The sequence below is a fragment of the Nocardioides sp. CCNWLW239 genome (genome assembly GCF_037137035.1).
Taxonomy (GTDB): Bacteria; Actinomycetota; Actinomycetes; order Propionibacteriales; family Nocardioidaceae; genus Nocardioides.
In genome coordinates this window covers 194,708-217,926 of sequence record NZ_JBBBNW010000007.1, presented here as the reverse complement: position 1 = coordinate 217,926, position 23,219 = coordinate 194,708, and the positions used below count along the sequence as shown (strand labels likewise).

General features: G+C 70.3%; 23 protein-coding genes. 13 read left to right on the top strand and 10 right to left on the bottom strand.

Annotated elements, in window-relative coordinates; translation table 11 throughout:
- Window positions 1-125 precede the first annotated feature (125 nt).
- On the top strand, window positions 126-896 hold the full coding sequence (locus tag WBG06_RS23340; protein WP_336739724.1) for an enoyl-CoA hydratase/isomerase family protein: 771 nt from the start codon (window positions 126-128) through the stop codon (window positions 894-896).
- A gap of 17 nt (window positions 897-913) precedes the next feature.
- Here WBG06_RS23340 and WBG06_RS23335 read toward each other — a convergent pair whose 3' ends face one another.
- The gene (locus WBG06_RS23335) at window positions 914-1,498 is read right to left on the bottom strand and encodes a hypothetical protein (protein ID WP_336739723.1); all 585 of its coding nucleotides are present in this window, start codon (window positions 1,496-1,498) and stop codon (window positions 914-916) included.
- A 65-nt stretch (window positions 1,499-1,563) separates the two neighbouring features.
- Here WBG06_RS23335 and WBG06_RS23330 point away from each other — a divergent pair, with 65 nt between their 5' ends.
- A complete protein-coding gene (locus WBG06_RS23330) occupies window positions 1,564-2,058 on the top strand; it encodes a MarR family winged helix-turn-helix transcriptional regulator (RefSeq protein WP_336739722.1) in 495 nt (164 codons plus the stop codon).
- On the opposite strand, the gene WBG06_RS23325 is transcribed toward WBG06_RS23330, so the two are convergent.
- Window positions 2,034-3,053, bottom strand: coding sequence for an Lrp/AsnC family transcriptional regulator (locus tag WBG06_RS23325; protein ID WP_336739720.1), 1,020 nt, complete (start codon window positions 3,051-3,053; stop codon window positions 2,034-2,036). The genes WBG06_RS23330 and WBG06_RS23325 overlap by 25 nt on opposite strands.
- 133 nt (window positions 3,054-3,186) lie before the next feature.
- On the opposite strand from WBG06_RS23325, the gene WBG06_RS23320 reads away from it, so the two are divergent.
- Window positions 3,187-4,365, top strand: a complete 1,179-nt coding sequence (locus WBG06_RS23320) for a dipeptidase (protein WP_336739718.1) — start codon at window positions 3,187-3,189, stop codon at window positions 4,363-4,365.
- A gap of 9 nt (window positions 4,366-4,374) precedes the next feature.
- Here WBG06_RS23320 and WBG06_RS23315 read toward each other — a convergent pair whose 3' ends face one another.
- Complete coding sequence (locus tag WBG06_RS23315) at window positions 4,375-5,280, bottom strand: MerR family transcriptional regulator (protein WP_336739717.1); 906 nt, start codon at window positions 5,278-5,280, stop codon at window positions 4,375-4,377.
- Between the two features lie 9 nt (window positions 5,281-5,289).
- Complete coding sequence (locus WBG06_RS23310; protein ID WP_336739716.1) at window positions 5,290-5,727, bottom strand: SRPBCC family protein; 438 nt, start codon at window positions 5,725-5,727, stop codon at window positions 5,290-5,292.
- Between the two features lie 100 nt (window positions 5,728-5,827).
- On the opposite strand from WBG06_RS23310, the gene WBG06_RS23305 reads away from it, so the two are divergent.
- Genes WBG06_RS23305 through WBG06_RS23285 form a run of 5 tightly spaced genes read left to right on the top strand, consistent with a single transcriptional unit; the run spans window position 5,828 to window position 11,451 of the window.
- Entirely contained in the window at window positions 5,828-7,099 is a 1,272-nt protein-coding gene (locus tag WBG06_RS23305; protein ID WP_336739714.1) for an NAD(P)/FAD-dependent oxidoreductase, read from the top strand.
- Window positions 7,096-7,848, top strand: coding sequence for a DUF1365 domain-containing protein (locus tag WBG06_RS23300; RefSeq protein ID WP_336739712.1), 753 nt, complete (start codon window positions 7,096-7,098; stop codon window positions 7,846-7,848). The genes WBG06_RS23305 and WBG06_RS23300 overlap by 4 nt, the downstream gene beginning before the upstream one ends.
- Window positions 7,845-9,107, top strand: a complete 1,263-nt coding sequence (locus WBG06_RS23295; protein ID WP_336739710.1) for a cyclopropane-fatty-acyl-phospholipid synthase family protein — start codon at window positions 7,845-7,847, stop codon at window positions 9,105-9,107. Before WBG06_RS23300 ends, WBG06_RS23295 begins: the two co-directional genes overlap by 4 nt.
- Entirely contained in the window at window positions 9,104-10,444 is a 1,341-nt protein-coding gene (locus WBG06_RS23290) for a cryptochrome/photolyase family protein (RefSeq protein WP_336739708.1), read from the top strand. Before WBG06_RS23295 ends, WBG06_RS23290 begins: the two co-directional genes overlap by 4 nt.
- Window positions 10,441-11,451 carry an SDR family NAD(P)-dependent oxidoreductase gene (locus WBG06_RS23285; RefSeq protein ID WP_336739706.1) on the top strand — a complete coding sequence of 337 codons (1,011 nt, stop codon included), beginning with the start codon at window positions 10,441-10,443 and terminating at the stop codon, window positions 11,449-11,451. Before WBG06_RS23290 ends, WBG06_RS23285 begins: the two co-directional genes overlap by 4 nt.
- Window positions 11,452-11,598: 147 nt before the next feature.
- On the opposite strand, the gene WBG06_RS23280 is transcribed toward WBG06_RS23285, so the two are convergent.
- Both WBG06_RS23280 and WBG06_RS23275 read right to left on the bottom strand, forming a co-directional pair.
- On the bottom strand, window positions 11,599-12,318 hold the full coding sequence (locus WBG06_RS23280; protein ID WP_336739705.1) for a dienelactone hydrolase family protein: 720 nt from the start codon (window positions 12,316-12,318) through the stop codon (window positions 11,599-11,601).
- A gap of 113 nt (window positions 12,319-12,431) precedes the next feature.
- The gene (locus WBG06_RS23275) at window positions 12,432-13,034 is read right to left on the bottom strand and encodes a hypothetical protein (RefSeq protein ID WP_336739703.1); all 603 of its coding nucleotides are present in this window, start codon (window positions 13,032-13,034) and stop codon (window positions 12,432-12,434) included.
- A gap of 54 nt (window positions 13,035-13,088) precedes the next feature.
- On the opposite strand from WBG06_RS23275, the gene WBG06_RS23270 reads away from it, so the two are divergent.
- Complete coding sequence (locus tag WBG06_RS23270; RefSeq protein WP_336739701.1) at window positions 13,089-13,832, top strand: helix-turn-helix transcriptional regulator; 744 nt, start codon at window positions 13,089-13,091, stop codon at window positions 13,830-13,832.
- A 33-nt stretch (window positions 13,833-13,865) separates the two neighbouring features.
- Complete coding sequence (locus WBG06_RS23265) at window positions 13,866-15,122, top strand: alpha/beta fold hydrolase (RefSeq protein ID WP_336739700.1); 1,257 nt, start codon at window positions 13,866-13,868, stop codon at window positions 15,120-15,122.
- Here the strand turns inward: WBG06_RS23265 and catC are convergent.
- Genes catC through WBG06_RS23245 form a run of 4 tightly spaced genes read right to left on the bottom strand, consistent with a single transcriptional unit; the run spans window position 15,068 to window position 18,271 of the window.
- Window positions 15,068-15,328, bottom strand: coding sequence for a muconolactone Delta-isomerase (catC, locus tag WBG06_RS23260; RefSeq protein WP_336739698.1), 261 nt, complete (start codon window positions 15,326-15,328; stop codon window positions 15,068-15,070). The genes WBG06_RS23265 and catC overlap by 55 nt on opposite strands.
- 17 nt (window positions 15,329-15,345) lie before the next feature.
- Entirely contained in the window at window positions 15,346-16,221 is an 876-nt protein-coding gene (gene catA, locus WBG06_RS23255; RefSeq protein ID WP_336739696.1) for a catechol 1,2-dioxygenase, read from the bottom strand.
- A 38-nt stretch (window positions 16,222-16,259) separates the two neighbouring features.
- Entirely contained in the window at window positions 16,260-17,363 is a 1,104-nt protein-coding gene (locus WBG06_RS23250; RefSeq protein ID WP_336739695.1) for a mandelate racemase/muconate lactonizing enzyme family protein, read from the bottom strand.
- The gene (locus WBG06_RS23245) at window positions 17,360-18,271 is read right to left on the bottom strand and encodes a LysR substrate-binding domain-containing protein (protein WP_336739693.1); all 912 of its coding nucleotides are present in this window, start codon (window positions 18,269-18,271) and stop codon (window positions 17,360-17,362) included. The genes WBG06_RS23250 and WBG06_RS23245 overlap by 4 nt, the downstream gene beginning before the upstream one ends.
- Before the next feature lie 193 nt (window positions 18,272-18,464).
- Between WBG06_RS23245 and benA the strand changes: the two genes are divergently transcribed.
- Genes benA through benC form a run of 3 tightly spaced genes read left to right on the top strand, consistent with a single transcriptional unit; the run spans window position 18,465 to window position 23,176 of the window.
- On the top strand, window positions 18,465-19,832 hold the full coding sequence (gene benA / locus WBG06_RS23240) for a benzoate 1,2-dioxygenase large subunit (protein ID WP_336739691.1): 1,368 nt from the start codon (window positions 18,465-18,467) through the stop codon (window positions 19,830-19,832).
- A 2-nt stretch (window positions 19,833-19,834) separates the two neighbouring features.
- Window positions 19,835-20,359, top strand: a complete 525-nt coding sequence (gene benB / locus WBG06_RS23235; protein WP_336739689.1) for a benzoate 1,2-dioxygenase small subunit — start codon at window positions 19,835-19,837, stop codon at window positions 20,357-20,359.
- Window positions 20,360-20,368: 9 nt separating this feature from the next.
- Window positions 20,369-23,176, top strand: a complete 2,808-nt coding sequence (gene benC / locus WBG06_RS23230) for a benzoate 1,2-dioxygenase electron transfer component BenC (protein WP_336739688.1) — start codon at window positions 20,369-20,371, stop codon at window positions 23,174-23,176.
- Window positions 23,177-23,219 lie beyond the last annotated feature (43 nt).

Genomic DNA, 23,219 nt, shown 5'->3' with positions numbered 1-23,219 from the left:
GCGAGAGGCCGTCGCCGCCGCAGGGGCCTGATCCGTCGGGCGATCGTCACCCCGACGCAGCAGGTCCTCTACGTTGGTGTGACGCGTCGCCCGACGCACTCCTGCCCGAAGGGATCGGCCAAGCCATGAACATGAACGAGCCGGGTGTCGACCTCAGCATCGATGGCGCTGTGGCGACCGTGCTGCTGGACCGCCCTGACGTACGCAATGCCCAGCATCCGGCGATGTGGGCGGCGATCGCGTCCTTCCTCGAGTCGCTCCCGGTCGAGGTCAGGGTCGTGGTGGTGCGCGGGGCCGGCGGCACCTTCTCCGCGGGACTGGATCTGTCGCTGGTCGACCCGGGCCAGACCGACGTGGAGGGCAGCCTGGTCTCGACGCTGGCGCGCAGCGACCAGGAGGTCATCGACCTCATCGGCGAATACCAGCGGCCGTTCGTGGCGCTCGCCGACCCGAGGTTCATCTCGATCGCAGTCGTCGACGGGTACGCGATCGGCGCGGGTTTCCAGATGGCGCTGGCGTGCGACCTGCGGATCATGGCCGAGGACGCCTGGGTCTGCATGAAGGAACCTGCGCTGGGGCTGGTCCCCGACCTGGCCGGCACCAAGCCGCTGATCGAGGCCGTGGGCTACGCGCGAGCGCTGGAGATCTGTGCCACCGCGCGCACGGTGGGCGCCGCCGAGGCCGAGCGGATCGGGCTCGCGCAGAGCGTGGTGCCGGCGGACGAGCTGGATGCCACGCTCATCGGCCTGGTCACCTCGCTCGTCGCTCACGATGCAACCGCCGTGCGGCGTACGCACGAGCTGCTGGCGGCTGCGCCGGGGCGGAGCCTCGACGAGCAGCGTCTCGCCGAGCGCACCGCCCAGGTGGACCGGCTCCGCGCCGTGCTCGGTCGCTGAACCGGGCCCGACGCGGCCTAGGACACCGGCTGGCCGTTGTCTACGAACTCGATCCCGATCGCCAGCTGGCGCAGGCGGGTGCCGAACCAGGCGGCCGCCAGGCAGATGACGAGATACATCGAGACCGCCTGGGTCGCGTAGTTGGGGTAGTGGAGCACCCAGACCACGTGGTCCTCGGGTGAGGCCGGGTCGACCCAGATGTAGGGCATCAGCCAGGCGATGAAGCCGCCGACCAGCTGGGAGGCGATGAAGATCAGCAGCGCCTCGCCGGCGCGACCCCACCACTGTCGGGGCAGCTCGCGGCGAAGGGCGGGACCGACCTTGCCGACGAGTGCCGGACGCCATCCGGCCTCGGGGGCGACCCGGGCCGAGAGGCGGGGCGCCACCGCGATCAGCAGGAAGGACAGGAGCATGAACGCCGCGATGCCGAACGCGGTGATCCCGGGGACGAGAGCGACCCGGCTCCGCAGGAGCCCGGGGGTCAGCATCAGTGCCGCGAGCGGAGCGCCGACGAGCAGGACGGCGACGTAGCACCGGAGCAGCGCGCCGGCGAAGGTCAGGGAATCGGTGGTCGCCCGGGGTGGCGAGAGCTCGATCTTCATGGCCGGAGACTATCGTGTTATTTCACTAAGGTGAAACAAATTAGCTGACGTCGAGAAAGGCCCAGATGTCCCAGGACGGCAACCGGCTCGGTGCTGACCTGAGCCTCCATGTGGTGATGTTCCATGAGGCGATCGCCCGCCGCCTGGGCGTCAGCAACAGCGAGCACAAGATGCTCGACCTGGTGGCCCGCCACCCCGACGGCATCACTCCGGGGGAGCTCGCGGCCGCCACCGGTCTGAGCAATGCGGCCGTCACCAAGATCATCGACAAGCTGGTCGACGCCGACTACGTACGCCGCGAGCGCAACCCCAGCGACCGCCGGTCGTTCCGCATCCACACCACGCCTCACTTCCGACAGACCTCACGTCCCACGGCGGCGGGGCTCGCGCAGCGGATCGAGGAGATGAACGAGAGCTTCGACGAGGACGAGCTCGCCGCCATCGCACGCTGGGTCACGGGTGTGATCGAGGCGCTCCGGGCCGAGACCGAACGCCTGGAGACCGGGGGCGAGCCCGGCGCCCGAGGGGGAGACGGTCACACGGAGGCGTTGGGCGGGTAGGGCACCAGCGGTCCGGTGGCGCGGCCGAGTTCGTCGAGCCTCCAGCCGAGGCGCTTGATCTGGCGCAGGATGATCGCGGACTCGACCACCTTCAGAGCGAGGTCCCGCTGGAGGTGCTCGTGGAGGAGCATCGCGCTCTCGGCGGAGCGAGCCCAGGTGCTGATCAGCAGGTTCGTCGGCCCGGGCAGGCCGACGACCTGGCGTACGCCGGGGGTGGTCCGCAGGCGGCTCACGCACTCGGCGACCGCCCCGACGGGCACCTGGCACCAGGTCTGCACGACGATGGGCAGCGGGGTCAGGCCCTGGGCGACCTCGCAGCGGAACGTGAGCGAGTCGGAGGCGAGGAGCTGGCCGAGCTGGCGGCGGGACGTCGACAGCGGTCGGCCCGTCTGGCGGGCGATGTCGGCCGCGCTGCTGCGGCCGTTCTTGATCAGGGCCTGCGTGATCCCGGCGTACGGCTCGGCCCAGGGGTTGACCGGGGTGGACGGGCCGCCACCGTGGTCGGGGATGCGGGCGACCGCCTGGGCGCGCTCGTGGTCGAGCCCGCCGACACGCCAGCTGCTCGCGTCGAGGTGGAGCCGGGCGACGTGGTGGGCGCGTACGCCGAGCACGCCCGGCAGCGCGGACAGGTCGTCGAGGAGCAGCTTGGGCATGTCCCCGGGCCCGAGGCCGACCGCGGTCACGATCAGGCCGTAGTCGCGGGCGGCCTCCTCGATAGTGATGATCATCGGCCACTCGGCCAGCTCCTGGGCGAGCGTGCCCGTGCGCCCGCTGACGCAGGAGATCTCGGCGATGGCGAGGCTGGCCCCGTGGTGCCCGCGGACCCGCGGATGGCCGATGACCCAGGCACTGCCGTCGGCCCGCAGCCTCTCCCAGCGGCGGCTCAAGGTCGTCGGCGAGGTGCCGAGCGCGGCAGCGAGGTCCGTCCAGGTTGCGCGTGGCCGGATCTGGAGCGCGTGGATGAGCGAAAAGTCGTCCTCATCCAGTGTCGCCATGGTCACATCCTGTCGGATCGCCCTGCCGGACGAGCGATTCGGTCCAATTCGTCTGCCGCCGGCGTTCGCGCCGAGATACTCGTCCCCGCCCGTGCGCTCGGCCAGCTCCGAGCCTGCCCCGAGAGGACCCTGCATGACCCGCCGCTGGACGAAGCGACTGCTTCTGGCCGTACTCACCCTTCTCCTCGTCGGCGTCGCCGGCTTCTTCGCGCTGGCGCCCGGGATCGTGGAGAACGGCCAGAACAAGATCCGTCCGGCCAGCCTGCCGGAGGTCACCCCCGAGACGCGGCGGCTGCACGAGTCCCTGCAGGTCATCGACATGCACAGCGACACCCTGATGTGGGACCGCGACGTCCTGGAGCACTCGGACAGGGGTCACATGGACCTGCCGCGGATGGAGGACGGCAACGTCGCGCTGCAGGTGTTCTCCTCGGTGTCGAAGTCGCCCAAGGGTCAGAACTACGACAGCAACACCGGTGACAGCGACAACATCACCCTGCTGACCTTCGCCCAGCTCCAGCCTCCCCGCACCTGGACCTCGCTGCTGGACCGCTCGCTCTTCCACGCCCAGAAGCTCGACAAGGCGGCGGCCGACTCCGACGGCAGGCTGCGGTTGATCCGCACCCGCTCCGACCTGGACGCGCTCATCTCCGACCGCGAGGCCGGCAAGCGGGTCACCGGTGCGCTCTTCTCGGTCGAGGGTCTCCAGAATCTCGAGGGTGACTTCGACAACCTGGACACGCTCTATGACGCCGGCATGCGGATGGCCGGGTTCACCCACTTCTTCGACAACGAGGTGGCCGGCTCGATGCACGGTGTCGAGAAGGGCGGCCTCACCGATCTGGGGCGGGACGTCTTCGCCGAGATGGAGCGGCGCGGCATCATCGTCGACATCGCCCACGCCAGCCACACGGCGGTCGCCGAGATGCTCGACATGGCGACCAAGCCGGTGGTGCTCAGCCACGGCGGTGTCCAGGCCACCTGCGACGTCAACCGCAACCTGACCGATGAGGAGGTACGCGGGGTCGCGGCGACCGGCGGCGTCGTCGGTGTCGGCTACTGGGACGCCGCGGTGTGCGACCTGACCGTGGCAGCCGTCGTCGACGCCATCGACCACGTCGTCGAGGTCGGCGGCATCGAGACCGCCGCCCTGGGCAGCGACTACGACGGCTCGACCACCGTCGGCTGGGACGCCGGCGACCTCGCCGCCATCACCCAGGAGCTCCTCGACCGCGGCTACGACGAGACCGAGGTGGCCGCGATCATGGGCGGCAACACCCTGCGCGTGCTCCGCGCCACCCTGCCCGAGTGAACCCGATCGTCAGCGCCGGGTGATCAGCGCGGCAAGGCTCTTCGCGCCGACCACGATGTCGTGGCCCAGGCGGACGGCGAGCTCGGGGGCATGGCCCTGCTGGGCCCCGCCGACGGCGACGACGAGATCGGGACGGCGGTCGTGGATCGCGGTGATGACGGTCGTCGTGGCGGTGATGTCGGCGGTGGTGGGGATCGCGAGCACGACAGCCGCAAGGGTGGGTTCGTCGACGACGGTGAGCCAGTCGTCGATCGGGAGGTCGGTGCCGAGGTAGTCGGTGTCCAGACCGTGGCGTCTGGCGGCGACGGCGAAGGCGAGGAGACCGATCTCGTGCCGGGTCCCGGGTGCCGTCCCGAGGGCGATGCGAGGGCCGCGGCCGTAGGCGGCGGCAGCCTCGTAGGCGATGGCGAGCCGGCGCATCACCGCGTTGGAGGCCAGGTGCTCGCCGGCGACGGTCACCCGGCCGTCCGCCCAGGCATCGCCGAGCTTCTCCAGCGCGGGAAAGACGTTGTCGGTCATGGCTGCCTCGAAGCCGCCGAGGGCGAACACCTGGTCGAGGGTCGTGGCCAGGTCGGCGGCGTCGAGGGTCGCTGCGGCGCTGGTCATCCGGTCCGCGAGGTCGGCGGAGCTGCCGGGGGAGCTGTCGGGGGAGCGGCCGGGGGTGTCGGCGCCCGCGGGGGAGGAGGCCGGACCCTCCTGGTCGAGCCGGATCGCCTCGGCCGCAGCGACGGCGGCCGACCAGCCCTGGTCCACCAAGTGCTTCATCGAGCGGAGCACGGCGACGTCGTGCTCGCCGTACAGGCGGTAGCCCCCCTCGGACCTGTGAGGAGAGATGATCCCGTAGCGACGCTCCCAGGCGCGGAGGGTCGCGGTGGTGATGCCGACCTGCTGCGCTGCGTGCTTGATGGTGTACATCTGGTCGGCTTACCGGTCCAGCCGGGCAAGGGTGGTGCGCAGCTGTGCGGACGCGGTGTCGCCCAGGCGGGTGAACGCGGGTTTCAGCAGAGGAGCCACGATCCGGGCGATTCCTTTCATCTTGAACTCGGCCACGTAGCGGACGGACGTCCCGCCCGTCGCTGTCGGTGCGAAGGTCATCGTGTCATGGGCGACGACCGTCTTGTTCTCGCCGCGTAGGGCGAAGCGCGTGCCGGGTTCGTAGGTCTCCACGACGTAGGTGAGGTCGGTGGTGCGTCCGAGGAACCGCGACGTGTTCGCGTAGGTCGTCCCGACCCCGCCGTCGCCGGAGACGCGTTCGGTCCGCACCGTGCCCGGATCCCACTGTTCCGTGGTGGTGAAGTCGGCGAGGAAGTCGAACACCTCGGAGCTCGGTGCGGAGGTCTCTACGGTCCGATCGATCTTCATCATCGTCTCCTTATGCAAACCTTTGACAAACCTTGAACAAGGATTGTACATTCGAAGTCGGAAACTGGCCAGCGTGCCCATCACCGCAGGAGGAGCTCCCATGAGTCGAACGGCCGATACCCGGCGCCAGAGGGTCGCCGTGATCGGTGGCGGTGTGTCCGGGCTGACCGCTGCCCACCTTCTCGGCCGGACCCATGACGTCACCGTCTTCGAAGCCGAGCCGAGGCTCGGCGGTCATGCGCACACGCACGACGTCCCCAGCTCGTCGGGGGGTCGTCTCCGAGTCGACAGCGGCTTCATCGTGATGAACGAGCGGACCTACCCGAACCTGCTCCGCCTGTTCGGAGAGCTCGGCGTCGAGACCCGGCCGACCGAGATGAGCATGAGCATCGTGTGCGACGACTGCGGGCTGTCCTACGCCGGCGGCCGCGGTCTGAGCGGCATCCTGGCCGACCCCCGCCGGATCGCCGACCCGCGCTTCGTACGCATGCTGGCCCAGGTGCCGCGGTTCCACCGCCGGGCCCGTCGCCTGCTCGAGTCCGACAGCGACCTGACCTGGGGCCAGTTCCTCGTCCAGGGTGGTTTCAGCGACTACTTCGTCCAGCACTTCGCCGTGCCGCTGGTGGCCTGCGTCTGGTCGTGCGGTGACGAGGACGCCTTCGCCTATCCGGCGCGCCACCTGTTCGCCTTCCTCGACCACCACGGGATGCTCCAGGTCACCGGGTCACCCACGTGGCGGACGGTCGTCGGCGGCTCACGCACCTATGTCGACAGGCTCGTCGCGCGGATCGACGACGTCCGCACCGGCGATCCGGTCACGGCCGTCGAGCGGCACGCCGACGGGGTCGACGTACGGACCGGGACGGGATCCGAGAGCTTCGACCGCGTCGTCGTCGCGACGCACGCCGACCAGGCGCTGAGGCTGTTGGCCGATGCCACCCCGGAGGAGAAGAGCGACCTGGCCGCGATCGGCTACTCGCGCAACCAGACCTGGCTGCACCGGGACGAGAGCCTGCTGCCGGACCGGCCACGCGCCCGCGCGTCGTGGAACTACCGGCTCGCGTCCTGCCATGGGGGTGCGGACAAGGTGGTCGTCAGCTACTGGATGAACCGCCTCCAGGGCCTCGACGACCGCGACCAGCACGTGGTCACCCTCAACGCCACCGAGCACGTCGACCCGGCCAAGGTCACTGCCCGGATGACGTACGAGCATCCGGTCTTCACCACCGAGGCGGTCGCGGCGGCGTCGCGGCTGCGCACCGCCGGTGGACCTCGCCTCGCCTTCGCCGGAGCTCATCTCGGCTGGGGGTTCCACGAGGACGGCTGTCGCTCCGGGGTGGAGGCGGCCGAGTCGTTCGGGGTGACCTGGTGAGCCGGCTGCTCGCCCCACCGCTCCCGGCGCTCGTCGTCGGTCACGTCAGCCACGCTCGCGAGACCCCGGTGCAGCACGCCTTCCGGCACCGCAGCTACCAGTGGCTCGTCGACGTCGACGAGCTGCCCAGACTTCCGCTCTGGCTGCGTCCGCTGGCCGGGTTCCGGGCCGAGGACCATCTCGATGCCGGTGCTTCGGGAGGCGGTATCCGCGGTGATCTCGAGAAGATGCTCGCCGACCGCGGCGTCCTCGTCGCGCCGACCGACCGGGTGTTGATGCTGGCGAACGCACGGGTGCTGGGTCATGTCTTCGACCCGCTCACGGTGTTCTGGGTGCAGCAGGCGGACGGCGACCTGCGTGCGGTCGTCTTCGAGGTGCACAACACCTACGGTGGCCGCCACGCCTACCTGCTCGACCTCGACGAGCAGGGCCGAGCCCGCACCGACAAGACCTTCTACGTCTCGCCGTTCAACGACGTGACCGGCAGCTATCAGATCCGGCTCCGGCTCGATCCGCGGCGAGTCTCGGTGACCGTCGGCTACGACCGCGACGGCACTCGGGTGCTGACGGCGACCACCAGCGGACGACCGGAGCCCGCGACACCTCGGGCGCTGCTCCGGCTGAGCCTCACGCATCTGTTGATGCCCCAGCGGGTCAGCGCGCTCATCCGGTTCCACGGGATCCGGCTGTGGTTGCGCAGGCTGCCCGTGATCCCTCGCCAGACCCCACAGAAAGAAGCCATCTCATGAGTGCTGAGCCCATGACGCTCCACGTGCCGCTCCACCGTCCCTCGACGCTCCCCGCGAACCTGCGAGCAGGTGTCGCCAAGCAGGTCCTGCGCCTGGCCACCCGCCGGGTGCCGGTCGACGTCGTGCTCCCGGACGGCGACCTGCTCAACGACCGGGGTGGTGTGCGCACCCCGGACCGGCCCGCCATCGTGCTCCGGCACCCGGAGGAGTTCTACCGCCGGCTCGCGGAGAACCCGAAGATCGGCCTCGGAGAGGCCTACACGGCCGGAGACTGGCACCCCGCCGAGGGCACCGATCTCGCGGATGCGCTGACGCCGTACGCCGCCCGCCTCTCCGGGCTGGTCCCGGGCTGGATGCAGCGGCTGCGCCGCCTGGTCGACCAGCCCATCCCGGAAGACCAGCGCGGCGCGGTGGAGGACTCGCCGGAGAACATCTCCGCCCACTACGACCTGGGCAACGAGATGTTCGCCGCGTTCCTCGACCCCAGCCTCAGCTACAGCTCGGCGCTGTTCGACCGCGCTCGACCGGTCGCCGAGCAGGATCTCGAGGAGGCGCAGCTGCGCAAGGTGCACGCGGCCCTGGACCTGGCGGGCGTCGGTGCCGGTGACGACGTGCTGGAGATCGGTACGGGGTGGGGGACCCTCGCGATCGAGGCGGCCCGCCGCGGCGCTCGCGTCACCACGGTGACGCTCTCGGGGGAGCAGGCGGCGCTGGCGCGACAGCGGATCGAGGCGGCGGGATACGCCGACCGCGTCCAGGTGCTCGTGCGGGACTATCGCCACGTCGTCGGCACCTTCGACGCCGTGGTCAGCGTGGAGATGATCGAGGCGGTCGGCGAACGCTACTGGCCCGACTACTTCGGCGCCCTGTCCCGGCTGGTCCGTCCCGGCGGCGCGGTCGCACTCCAGGCGATCCTGATGCCCCATCAGCGCTACCTGGCCACCCGCAACTCCTACGGCTGGATCCAGAAGCACATCTTCCCGGGCGGCCTCATCCCGTCCGAGACGGTCATCATGGAGCAGGCCGGCAAGGTCGGGCTGACGGTCACCCGCACCGACAGGTTCGGCGCCGACTACGCCGAGACCCTGCGCCGGTGGCGCGCCGCCTTCCTCGCGGCCTGGCCGACGATCCGGTCGGACACCTTCGACGAGTCCTTCCGCCGCACCTGGGAGTTCTACCTCGCCTACTGCGAGGCGGGTTTCCGCACCGACTGCATCGATGTCGCCCAGATCCGCCTGGAACGACCGAGCCACCCATGACGACCTCGGTGATGTGGTTCCGCCGGGACCTGCGGCTGGGGGACCACCCGGCGCTGCAGGCCGCGGCCCGAGACGGACAGGTGGTGCCGCTGTTCGTGATCGATCCGCGCCTGGCTCGCCCCGGGCCCCGGTGGGACCGGCTCCTCGCCTCCCTCGCCGCGCTCCGTGAGGAGACGGGTGGGGCACTGGTGGTCCGGCACGGCGACCCGGTTGAGACGGTCGCCCAGGTGGCAGCCGAGGCTGGAGCGACCCGGGTGCACGTCTCCACCGAGACGACCCCTTTCGGCCGGCGCCGCGACGCCTCCGTCGAGCGCCGTCTGGCCGCCGACGGCATCGAGCTGGTCGGCACCGGCAGCCCCTACGCCGTCACTCCGGGACGGGTCCGGAACACGGCCGGATCTCCCTACCGTGTCTTCACGCCCTTCCTGCGGGCGTGGCGCGAGCACGGCTGGCGGGCCCCGGCCGGCGACGCCCGGGTCGAGTGGGTGACGACGCTCGGGTCGGACCGGCTGCCCGACGGTCCCGGCTGCGAGGCCGGGGAGCAGGCGGCGCTCCAGCGCTGGGAGGACTTCTGCGCCGAGGACCTGGTCGGCTACGCCTCGTCCCGGGACCGACCTGACCTCGACCGGACCAGCCGGCTGTCCACGGCTCTGAAGTTCGGCGAGATCCATCCGCGTACGCTGCTGGCGGATCTGCAGGCGTACGCCGCCGGTGCCTCCGGCGCCGATGTCGAGCGTTTCGTCGCCGAGCTGGCCTGGCGCGAGTTCTACGCCGACGTGCTCTGGCACGACCCCGACTCGGCGTGGCGCGACCTGCGCGGATCCTTGCGAGGCATGCGCTACGAGGAGGATCCCGAGCTCCTGACGGCCTGGAAGTCAGGCACCACCGGCTATCCGTTCGTCGACGCCGGCATGCGGCAGCTGCAGGCCGAGGGCTGGATGCACAACCGGGTGCGGATGGTCGTGGCGAGCTTCCTGGTCAAGGATCTGCACATGTGGTGGCCTGTCGGTGCCCGGCACTTCCTCGACCACCTCGTCGACGGCGACGTGGCCTCGAACAATCACGGCTGGCAGTGGGTCGCCGGGACCGGGACCGACGCCGCGCCGTACTTCCGGGTCTTCAACCCGGTCGCACAAGGCCTGCGGTTCGATCCGGAGGGTGACTACGTCCGACGGTGGGTACCTGAGCTGCGTCATCTCCCCGGAGCCGCCGCCCACGAACCGTGGCTCCACCCCGACGGTCCGGCCCACGGCTACCCCGGTCGCATCGTCGACCATGCCGAGGAACGTCGCGAGGCGCTCGCCCGGCTGACCGAGCTCAAGGAAGCCGCCCTGTGAAGCCGACGCACGGGTCCATCGATGCCGAGAAGGGGCTGGACCGTCTGCTCGACCGGACGATCGTGGCCGGCTACTCGCGCCTCGGCTACGCGATCCGGCGTCGCCGCTGGCCCGCGGACGACCCGCGCCCCGGCTCGCTGGCCGGGCGGACCGCCCTGGTCACCGGTGGAGGCAGCGGGCTCGGCGAGGCCACCGTGCTCGGTCTCGCTCGTCTCGGTGCGCGCGTGCATCTCCTCGTCCGCTCACCCGATCGCGCCGCACCTGCGGTCGCACGGATCGAAGGGCAGCTGCGCCGCGAGGGGCTGGCCGCCGACCTGCGCATGGAACGTTGCGATGTCTCGGACCCGGCCATGGTCGACGCGTTCGCGGAGGAGTTCCGTGCGCGTGACGGCGGCCACTCGGTCCTCGACGTGCTCGTGCACAACGCCGGCGTCATGCCGCCGGAGCGGACCGAGTCGGTCGATGGTCACGAGCTGTCCGTGGCCACCCATGTGCTCGGGCCGATCCGGCTGACCGAGCACCTGCTGCCTGCCATGCGACGGTCCGAGGCCGGAGCCCGGGTGGTCTTCGTCGCCTCGGGCGGCATGTACACGCAGCCAATGCCGGTCGACGACCCCGACTTCCGACTCGGCGACTACCGGGGCGCAGTGGCGTACGCGAGATCGAAGCGCATGCAGGTCGAGCTCACCCCGATCCTCGACCGGCGATGGTCCTCGGACCGGGTCTCGACCTATGTGATGCACCCCGGCTGGGCCGACACACCGGGCATCGCCCGCTCGCTCCCGCTCTTCCGTACGTTGACCCGGCCGCTGCTGCGCCCGGCCGAGGCCGGGGCGGACACGGCGGTCTGGCTCGCGGCCACTGAACCCGCTCCACCCTCCGGCACGTTCTGGCATGACCGTCGCCAGCGCCCGACGAGCTATCGGTCCACGACCCACCCCGGTCCCGCCGAGACCGGCGAGCTGTGGAGGTGGGCTGCATCAGCCGCCGGCGTGGCGACGCCATAGCCAGGATGTCGACCCGCGCACCGAGCATGCGGAGCACCAGCGACTCGAGCATGCTGCATCCTGCTGGACACCTTCCTCGTCCGCACCGTCGTCGGTCGCCCGCCGTGCTCAGGAACCCGTCGGTTCAGCGGAGCACCGGTAGAGCCGTCACCGGTTCGAGCCGGGCGACGCGAGATGCTCGCCGAAGAACGCGAGGATACGCCGCCAGGCGTCCTCCGCCTCGGGCTCGGAGTAGTTGAAGCCGACCACGCGCTCCAGGAGAGGGACCGGCCCGCGAAATCCCCAGTCGTTCATGAAGCTGTGTCCGACCTCCGGGTATTCCTTGATGTCCCGCGGGACATCGCCCTTCGCGAGCGCTGCCTCGATCTTGTCAGCGGCCCCGGGCAGGGTGCGGTCCTTGCCTCCGTAGCTCGCGACCATCGGGCACGAGGACCTCAGCGCGGACAGGCTCCGGGGAAGCTGGCCGTAGTTGGGCGCGGCCGCGTCGAAGATGCCGCTCGGGGCCAGCAGGAGCGTGAACCCACCGCCCATGCAGAAGCCGACGACCCCGATCTTCCCGGTGCAGCGTGGATCGGCGGCGAGGTGGTCGCGAGCGGCGATCAGGTCGTCGACGGCGGGCCCCTGGCCGGTCACCAGTGACTTGATGGTGCTCACCACGCACCCGACCTTCGCCCCACGCTGGTAGAGCGCCGGGGTCAGGGTCAGGTAGCCGTTGGCCGCGAACCGATCGCTGATCCGCTTGATGTCCGTGGTCATGCCGAGGATGTCCTGCACGACCACCACGCCGGGCCAGGGTCCCTCGCTCTCGGGAACGGACAGGTGGCCACGCGCTGGTCCGGCGGGAGCCGTGTAGTCGATCATCGACATCTCATCACCTCAGGCGTCATCCTCGCAGGTCGAGCGCCCTGGGCGCGGCCACTTCCGGCACGCGCCTCCGCCCGGGGTCGGCCGCGTCGGCGTCCCCGGGCGGAGTGGTTCGGTCAGCGAGCGTCCGGAGCGACGAGGTCGGGCAGGGCCTCCTCGAACCGCTGGATCATCGTGGCGGACGGCAGGACGTGCCCCTTCTTGTGTGCCGATGCGGCCTGGTCGATGCCCCACAGGGCCGCGGCGCGGCGCTGGCTCGGCATGCCATGGTGCCCGGGAGCGTCGAAGCCGCAGTCACCGACCTGGCCGAAGGTCTCCGGGACCTCGACGATCCGGTGTTTGTTGAGCGTCATCCCACGCTTGTGCGCCATGTAGTAGGACGCCAGCGCGTCGGCCATCAGCTCGGTGCGTCGCGTGGACTCGGGCTGGTCAGCCGGGTCCGCGGCGTCGAACACCACGTTGCGCTCGTACTGGATGTGGTGTGCGAACTCGTGGGCCATGATGCTCTGCGGGCCGTACGCCTCGAGGCCCACGAACTCCATGAAGTCGAGGATGCCGTCGCCGAACACGATGCGGTCGGAGAGCTTTCCGAGCATCGGGTCGGCCTGAGCCTCGGGGTCGTCGGCGGTGGAGTAGGCGAAGGCGTTCATCGTGAACAGGGACGTACGTCCCTCGTCCAGAAACGCCAGTTCCGGAAGGTCGAGGAGAGGGTCGAGCACGTTCAGCGTCGCCTCTGCAGTGGCAGCCGCAGGGTCGGACGGCACCCACCCTGCATGAGGACGAAGGTCGAGCGTCTGGCGGCAAGCTGGCGGCGCCATCAGGAGAGCGACTTCCCGATGGTCGTGCTCCGGGGTGCTGACAGCAACGCGGCCTACGCCGACCTGATGGAGAACGCCGGGTCCATCAGTGCCCTGAACCGGCTGCCGACGAAGATGCCGACATGGAAGCCGACGGTGGAGGAGCATGCCCTCGACAACCTGGCCAAGGGGGTCCCGATCCGGGTCGTCTACGACACCGGGGTGATGGCCAACCGCGCGGCTCTGGCGACCGTCGAGCAGTGCGTGAGCGCCGGTGAGCAGGCACGAGTTCTCCCGGGCGTACCGTGGACGATGTTCGTCACCGACCACGCGGCCTGCCTGACCCTGGACGCCCCCGGTGCCGAGGTCCCGGTCAGGGCGTTCACCCGGTCCCCGGATGTTCTGTCCGCGCTCCGGCACGCCTTCGAGAGTTGGTGGAACATGGCGATCCCGGTGTCCCTCGACATCCCGGACCTCGACGCCCCGGCCGACGACCGGCGGCTGCTGACGCTCCTCAGCGCGGGGCTGACCGACCACGCCATCGCCCGCGAGCTCGGGGTGAGCGAGCGGACCGTACGCCGCCGGATCACCCGGCTGCAGGCGGTCCTCGCCGGCCACACCCGGTTCCAGCTGGGTGTTCAGGCTGCGCGCCGCGGTTGGCTGGACCAGGAGAGCCCAGGAAACGGCCTGTCATCGGGCGGCCCGGACGCCCCCGTTTGACCTGGACCGAGGTCCAGGTCCGAGGCTTGCCCCATGAACGAGCACGAAGAGCGGTTCGGCATCGGCGAGGTCGCCGCGCGCACCGGTCTGGAACCCGACACGTTGCGATACTTCGAGCGGGAGGGGATCCTGCCGGCGCCACAGCGGGACGCGGCCGGGCGTCGGCAGTATGTCGCGGCCGATGTCGACCTCATCCGCATGCTGGTCCACCTGCGCGAGACCGGGATGCCGCTGGCGGACATCGCCCGGTTCACCGGCGCCGAGCCCGGAGCTTCCGATCAGGAAGCAGGCGACCCCGCGGCCGGTGACCCGTCCCGGCTGCGACTGGAGCTGCTCACCGCCCACCGTCGCCGCGTCGAGGAGCGCCGGGAGGCGCTGGACCGAGCCCTCGAGGTGATCAACCGCAAGATCGTGGACTACACCGACCTGGCCACCGGCACGACCGGCGTGCTCGAACGGCCGGACACCACGATCACCTACAGCGTCCGGGGCAGCGGCCCGCTGCTGTTCCTCGTCGGTGCGCCGGCCGGACGCGCCGGGTTCGCGGCGCTCGCCGAGGAGCTGGCGGGGCGATTCACGGTCGTGACCCACGACCCTCGCGGCATCGGGGAGAGCGCAGCCACCCACACGATGGCCGCGCCGACGCCCCGCGTCCTCGCCGAGGACCTGGCCGCGCTGGTCGAGACCTTCACCGAGGCGCCGGCGAGATTCGTCGGCACCAGCGGCGGGGCGGTCACTCTTCTCGAGCTCGCCCGGCTGCGTACGGAGATCGTCGGCGCAGCCGTGCTGCACGAGCCGCCCCTGATCACTCTCCTCGACGACCCGGCCCTTGCCGACCGCGCCGCGGCGGCCTTCGCCGTCGCGGACACGGATCCGCAGCGGGCCGTCCAGGAGTTCTTCGACCTCAGTGGCGCCGCCCACCACACCGGACCGGACCAGAAGCCGCCCGCGCACGTCGAGCTGCCGGCGCTCCCGGCCGACGAGCTCGCGAAGAACCGCTACTTCCTCGGGCAGATGGCCGGTCCCAGCGTCTTCTACGAGCCCGATGTCGAGGTCCTAGGCGGCGTCCCGCTGACGGTGTGCGCCGGCTCGCAGAGTCATCACCAGATGGCGCGCCGGGCTGCCCAGGCCCTGGCCGACCTGCTGGGCCTACCCCTGGCCGAGATGCCCGGAAACCACGTCGGTGCCAGCGCGGTCCCGACGGAGTTCGCGCGCGCTCTGGTGCCGCTGCTCGGTCAGTCGACCTTGGACGGATGCTTCGCCAGCGGGGTGACCTCGACGTCCATGTAGGGGAACAGCGGGAGGCCGGACAGGATCTGGTGGAGCTCGTCGTGGGAGTCGACGTCGAAGACCGAGAAGTTGGCGTACTCCCCGGCGATCCGCCACAGGTGCGGCCACTTCCCCGCGCGCTGGAGCTCTTGGGCGTAGGCCTTCTCGCGGGCGATGGTGTCGTCGCGGACGTCCGGATCCAGGTCGTGCGGGATCCGGACGTCCATGCGTACGTGGTAGAGCATCAGCCGCGGACCGGGTCGAGCACGAAGCCGTAGTCGACGGTGACCGAGCCGTCCTCGGCCGCGACCGGGGCGAGCACCAGTTCGGGCTTCACCGCCGAGGCGATGTCGTCGTCGTTGTGCTCGTCACCGGGGAAGTAGAGCTGGGCGGTGAGGAGCTCGTGGCCCGGGGCCGACACCTTGACGTGCAGGTGGGCGGGACGCCAGGCGTGCCAGCCGGCGGCGGCGATGAGCTTGCCGCAGGAGCCGTCGGTCGGGATCTGGTAGGGCGCCGGCTGGATCGTGTGGATCTCGAAGGCGCCGTCGGCCCCGACCGTGAAGGTGCCGCGCAGGTTCCACTCCGGGATGCCCGGCGCGAACTGCGAGTAGAAGCCGTCCGCGTCGGCGTGCCACAGCTCGACCTTGGCGCCGTCGAGCGGGGCGCCGTCGGTCGAGGTGATCTTCCCGGTCCAGGTCAGCGGCGTGCCGGCCTCGCCGTCACGCATCGGGATGGTGCCGTTCGCGCCCTGCTCCGGCGCCTCCGGGACGTAGTAGGGGCCCTCGATGGTGCCCTTGTTGCCCTCGCGGTGCTCGGTGGCGACCTTCTCGATCTCGTGCTCCACCCAGACGTCGAGGAAGAGCGGCCACTCGCCGTCCTTGCCGACCTGGATCAGCCACGCCTTGAGCGCGTTGTATTCGTCATAGCTGACCTTCTCCTCGCGGATCGTGTCGTAGACGGCGTTCAGCACGCGCTTGGCGAGCCGGTCGACGCGCTCGGGCGGGGTGTCCTTGACGGCCTCGAAGGGCGACTTGTCGGCGGCGAACCGCTCGGTGGCGGAGGCGCCCGAGGCGGCCGCGGTGGCTGCCTCGACGGACTCGAGGGTCTGGTCGGTGGTCATGAGTGTGTCCTCTCGTGTTGCGGTGTGGGGTCTGGTGTTCAGTTGTCGGTGCGGTAGCGATCCAGCTTCTCCGGATCGATCTCGACCCCGAGGCCGGCACCAGGACGTACGGCGAGCTCGCCGTCGCGGATCTCGAGCGGCTCGGTGAGCAGGTCATCGGCCATGTCGAGGAAGTTGGAGAGCTCACCGGCGCGGCGGGAGGTGAGCCGGTGGGCGGCACCGAAGGCGAGCGTGCACGCGGTGCCGAGCTGGCCGTCGATCTGGTTGCCCATCACGACCTCCAGCCCGAGACCCTCGGCGAGGTGGAGCACCTGCTGCGAGCCGGTGAAGCCGGTGCGTGCGGTCTTGATGCTGATCGCGGTGGCGGAGCCGCCGAGCACCTCGCGGGTGACGTCGGCCGCCGTCGGCACCGACTCGTCGGCGATGAACGGCACGTCCACCTGGCTGACCAGCCAGCGCCGGCCGAGCACGTCGTCGGCAGGGTTGAGCTCCTCGGCGAACAGCAGGTCCAGGTCGGCCATCTGCTTCATCGCGCGGGCGGACTCGGCGGCGGTCCAGCCGCGGTTGCCGTCGACGTACAGCTCGATCTCGGCGCCGAACCGCTCGCGCAGGGCACGGACGACGGCGGTGTCGAGCTCGATGGGGGAGCGGCCGACCTTCACCTTGAACGTCGAGATCCCGTACGTCTCCCGCATCCGCTCCGCCTCGGCGACCATCGCCTCGGGGGTGTCGAAGCCCAGCATGTGGGAGACCCGCATCCGGTCGGTGAAGGCACCGAGCAGATCGACGACCCGGAGGTCCAGGGTCTTGCCGAGGGCGTCCCACATGGCCATGTCGACCGCGGCCTTGGCGGTGGGATTGCCGACCGTGCGCTCCATCAGGGCGCGGGCGGTCTCGCGCTCGAGCAGGGTGAGCCCGGCGAGCTGCGGGGCGAAGAGCTGGTCGATCACCGCGATGATCCCGGCCTGGGTCTCGCCGTAGGTGAACGGCCGCGGCGGCGCCTCGGCGGTGCCCACGACACCGTCGTCGGTGTGGACCCGGACGAGCACGTGCTCGGCCGTGTGGACCTCGCCGGAGGCGAAGCGCAGCGGCTTGCGGTAGGGGATCGCGAACGGGATCGCCTCGATCTTGGTGATCTTCATGGTCGGGGAGCTTCCAGACGGGGTGCGGTGAACAGGTCGGCTGCCTCGAGGACCTCGATGACGGCGTCGACGACCGGGTTGTCGTCGTCGGTGCGGTAGGCGAGGGCGAGCTCGACGCTGCCGGCGTCGAGCAGGTCGCGGAAGACCACGCCCTCGAGCGGGAGGGCACGGACCGAGGCCGGAACGACGGCGACGCCGAGGCCCGCGGCGACCAACGCCAGCAGGACCGCGGTGCTCGGCGCCTCGTGCTCGCGACGCGGTACGAACCCGGCCTCGCGACAGCTGCGCAGGACGGCCTCGTTGACGGCCGAGTCGCGGGCGCTGTAGGCGATGAACGGCTCGGTGCGCAGGTCGGCCAGTGCCACGACCGGCTCGACGGCGAGGCGGTGGTCGAGGGGGATGGCGAGCGCGAGCGGCTCGACCTCGAGGGTGCGCAGGGTCAGTCCCTCGCCGGTGGCGGGCGGCCGCAGGACGCCGAGGTCGAGCGCCCCGCTCTCCAGCCGCTCGCACTGGGCCGGCGTCAGCAGGTCGGCATGGATCTCGAGCGCCACCTCGGGCAGCTCGCGCTTGACCACCCGGGCGATGCCCGGCAGGTGCGAGAACGAGGCGGTGCCGGTCAGGCCCAGCCGGACCAGGCCGTGGCGGCCGGCCCCGATGCGGCGTACGCCTCGGATGCTGTCGTCGACGGCGGCGAGCACGCGGGTGGCCTCGGCACGCAGGAACTCGCCGGCGGGGGTGAGGGTGACCTGGCGGGTCGTGCGCGTGAACAGGGTGACGTCGAGCTCGGACTCGAGCTGGCGGATCGCCTGGGAGAGCGCCGGCTGGGCGATGTGCAGCTGCGCCGCGGCCTGGCCGAAGTGGCAGGTCTCGGCGACAGCGGCGAAATACCGCAGGTGGCGTAGCTCCATGAAGCGCTCCTCAACGAGGTGGTGATGCCCGCCACACTAGGTCCGCGATAGATAAACAACAAGGACGAAACTGCCGCGTATTGATTGATTCGAATGATCAATAGATGCCTAGGTCGGAACTGGGCATTCGCCTGGTGTGACGGACGCCACTCACTGCGAAGGTCGAAGGACCGTCACCCGTTGGAGGCATCACATGACCGCACCGCTCACCGAGAGCCTGGGCCACATCGAGAACGTCCTGTCGGACGCCGTGGTCGAGGACCGCGAGGCCGGGATCTACCGCGCCAACCGTCGGATCTTCACCGACGAGGAGATCTTCGAGCTGGAGATGAAGCACATCTTCGAGGGCAACTGGATCTACCTCGCCCACGAGAGCCAGGTGCCGAACCCCGGCGACTACTTCACCACCTACATCGGTCGGCAGCCGGTCATGATCACCCGCGACAAGGACGGCGAGCTGCACTGCATGATCAACGCCTGCGCCCACCGCGGCGCGATGCTGTGCCGGCGCAAGACCGACAACCGGATGACCCTGACCTGCCCGTTCCACGGCTGGACGTTCCGCAACGACGGCACCCTGCTCAAGGTCAAGGACCCCGACGACGCCGGCTACCCGGAGAGCTTCAACACCGAGGGCTCCCACAACCTCACCCATGTGGCCCGCTTCGACAGCTACCGCGGCTTCCTGTTCGGCTCGCTCAACGACGACGTGCTTCCGCTGGAGGAGCACCTCGGGGACACCGTCAAGGTGATCGACATGCTCGTCGACCAGTCGCCCGACGGGCTCGAGGTCCTGCGCGGCGCCTCGACCTACACCTACGACGGCAACTGGAAGGTCCAGGCGGAGAACGGCGCCGACGGCTACCACGTCACCGCGACGCACTGGAACTACGCCGCCACCACCTCGCGCCGCAACACCGGCGAGTCGAAGAACACCACCAAGACCGTCGACGCCGGCAGCTGGGGCAAGGCGGGCGGCGGCTACTGGTCCTACCCGAACGGTCACCTGTGCCTGTGGACCTGGGCGGCCAACCCGGCCGACCGGCCGCTGTGGGACCAGATGGACTCGCTCAAGGAGAAGTTCGGCGAGGCCAAGGGTGAGTTCATGGTCAAGGGCTCCCGCAACCTGCTGCTCTACCCGAACGTGTATCTGATGGACCAGTTCTCGACCCAGATCAGGCACTTCCGGCCGATCTCCGTCGACAAGACCGAGGTCACCATCTACTGCATCGCTCCCAAGGGCGAGAGCCCCGAGTCGCGTGCCTGGCGGATCCGGCAGTACGAGGACTTCTTCAACGCCTCCGGCATGGCCACGCCCGACGATCTGGAGGAGTTCCGCTCCTGCTACGTGACCTACCAGGCGTCCGCCGCGCCGTGGAACGACATGAGCCGCGGCGCCGAGCACTGGCTCAACGGCCCCGACGAGGTCGCCGAGGCGCTGGAGATGCCGGGTGTCATCTCCGCCGGCGCCAAGAACGAGGACGAGGGTCTCTACCCGGTCATGCACGCGCAGTGGGCCGAGCAGATGCGTACGGCCATCGCGAACGAGAAGGGCAAGTGATCATGACGCTCACGCAGAACGCCCCCGCCGGGGCGAAGCTCATCACCCAGAACTCGATCGAGCAGTTCCTCTACCGCGAGGCGCGCTTCCTCGACGACCGCGAGTTCGAGAAGTGGCTCGGGTGCTACGCCGACGACGTCGTCTACTGGATGCCCTGCTGGGACGACGCCGACCTCCTCACCGAGGACCCGCAGACCGAGATGTCGCTCATCTACTACCCCAACAAGGGTGGTCTGGAGGACCGCGTCTTCCGGATCCGTACGGAGCGGTCCTCGGCCACCTCGCTGCCGGAGCCGCGTACGTCCCACAACATCAGCAACGTCGAGGTCATCGAGCGCCGCGGCGACCTGGTCGACGTGCGCTTCAACTGGCACACCATGTACTTCCGCTACAAGACCGTCGACCCCTACTACGGCACGTCGTTCTACACGATCGACTTCGCAGGCTCGCAGCCGCTGATCCGCCGCAAGACCGTGGTGCTGAAGAACGACTACATCCACCACGTCGTCGACATCTACCACGTCTGAGGTGCCGCGATGACTGCAACTGCTGAGCCCATTTCTGGCGAGCCGACCACGGGGGTCGCCACTCACCAGGTGGCCCTGTCGTTCGAGGACGGGGTGACCCGGTTCATCACCGTCCGCGAGGACCAGACCGTCGCCGACGCGTCCTACCGGCAGCGGATCAACATCCCGCTGGACTGCCGCGACGGTGCCTGCGGGACGTGCAAGGCGCTGTGCGAGTCGGGGGAGTACGACGGCGGCACCTACATCGAGGACGCGCTGTCCGATGCGGAGGCCGCCGAGGGGTACGCCCTGCCGTGCTCGATGAAGCCGCGCTCGGACCTCGCGCTGCAGATCGCCACCACCTCCGAGGTCGCCAAGACCGGCGCCGCGAGCTACACCGGCACCGTCGTCGGCCTGAACCGGCTGAGCCCGACCACCGTCGAGCTCTCCCTCGACATCCCCAACCGCGGCGAGCTCGCCTTCCTGCCCGGCCAGTACGTCAACATCGCCGTCCCGGGCACCGACGTCACCCGGTCGTACTCCTTCGCGAACGCCCCGCACGAGGAGCGGCTCGTCTTCCTGGTCAAGCTGACCGAGGGCGGTGCGATGTCGACCTGGCTGACCGAGCGCGCCGCGGTCGGCGACGAGGTCACCTTCACCGGCCCGAACGGCTCTTTCTTCCTGCGCGAGGCGCGCCGGCCGGTGCTGATGCTGGCCGGCGGCACCGGGCTCGCGCCGGTGCTCTCGATGCTGCGCCAGCTCGAGGTCGACGGTTGCGACCGCGGCGGCCGGCTGGTCTACGGCGTCAGCACCGACGACGACCTGGTCAAGCTCGACGAGGTCGGCGAGCTGATCGCGAGGATCCCCGGCTTCACCTGGGACCACTGCGTCTCCGACCCCGCCTCGACCGCAGCCAACAAGGGCTACGTGATGAGCCTGATCGGTGAGGAGGACCTGCACGACGGCGACGTCGCGATCTACCTGTGCGGCCCGCCGCCGATGGTCGAGGCGGTACGTACGCATGTCGCCGGCGCCGGCATCGAGCCCACCGGGTTCTACTACGAGAAGTTCGCCCTCGCCGTCCCTGCTGCCGAGGCGTCAGCCCCGTCGGCCGAGGCGTCGGCCCCGTCGACCGAGACGTCACCCGTACGCATCGAGCTGGAGACACACCCCGAGGCACGCGCAGTCGCCGGGCAGCAGATGCTTCCGGCGGTCGACCTCGGACCCGCCGGATCGGCCGCCGTCGCTCAGGACGACGGAGATGTCGTACGCCGCATCGCCGGCCAGCTGGTCGCGCCGGCCGCGCTCGACGGAGTCAGCGGCGCGGTGGTCGAGGACGATGCTCTGAGCGTGACCGGCGACGCCCGCCGGATCGGTGGTCAGGAGGTGTTCCCGACCCGGGATGACCTCTCGGCCGACCTGCCTGACGCTTCGACCGTCCGCGCTGACGCTTCGGCCGACGCGGGCGACGTCTCCGCGCTGCGCGCGGTTACTCCCTCGCTCGGCGCGAGCGGACGAGCAAGCTCGCCGCTCGGCCTCGCTCCGGTCGTCTCGACGACTGCGGACGGCTACACGATCGGCGAGGAGCACCCGGACATCTCCGCCTCCGACGCGATCTTCGAGGCCCGGGCGGCACTGGAGGTGGGGGCGCTCGATCTGACCATCGGCCGGCTGGACTCCCAGCAGCTGGCCGGCTACCGGCTGCTCGCCGAGTCGACCCTCCCGTACGTGGAGGGCGACAGGTTCCTCGACGCCCACGGCTACACCGAGTCCAACGCGGCCTTCCACGACTACCTGTTCACCCTCACCGGCAACGGCCACCTGCTGGCGGCCTACCAGGCGCTCGGGGTGAAGGGCCGGATGGAGGACGTGCTGCGCAACGCCACCTGGTGCCACCCGCAGTGCACCCAGGACCACCTCGACATCGTGGAGGCCTTCGAGCGCGGCGACCGGATCGCTGCCCGCGACCTGATCAAGGCTCACAGCGAGCGGTCCAAGGAGACGATGCGGCGCGCGATGGCCGAGTCGGCCGCCGCGACCAGGCCGCGGTTCATCACCCCGGGAAGGTTCGCCGGACAGGTCGTGGTCGTCACCGGGGCCGCCCAGGGCATCGGCGCCCAGGTGGCCCGCCGGGTGGCGGCCGAGGGCGGCAAGGTCGTCCTCGCCGACCGTTCCCCGCTGGTCGCCGAGATCACCGACGACCTCACCGGCCAGGGCGCGACCGCCAGCGCGGTGGAGTGCGACCTCGAGCACTACGAGGGCGCGGCCGCGCTGGTGGAGCAGGCTCTGGCGGCGTACGGAAGGATCGACGTGCTGATCAACAACGTCGGCGGTGCGATCAACTTCAAGCCGTTCACCGAGTTCACCGCCGAGCAGATCGACGCCGAGATCACCCGGTCGCTGATGACCACGCTCTATGCCTGCCGGGCCGCGCTGCCGGGCATGGTCGGGCGGGGGAGCGGCGTCATCGTCAACGTCTCCTCGGCCGCGACCCGGGGGATCCACCGGATCCCGTACTCGGCCGCGAAGGGCGGGATCAACGCGATCACCGCCTCACTCGCGCTGGAGTACGCCGATGCCGGCATCCGGGTGACCGCGACGGCCCCGGGAGGCACGGAGGCTCCGCCGCGCCGGATCTCCCGAGGCACGCCGACGCCCCGGACCGACGCCGAGAAGGCGTGGTTCCAGGCCCACATCGACCAGACCCTCGAGACCTCACTGATGCATCGCTACGGCACGCTCGACGAGCAGGCCGCCGCGATCTGCTTCCTCGCCTCCGAGGAGGCCTCCTACATCACCGGCACGGTCCTTCCCGTCGCCGGCGGTGACCTCGGCTGAAGCCACCAGGTTCCTCTCTCGGGGCCGTCCCTCCCTTCGCGAG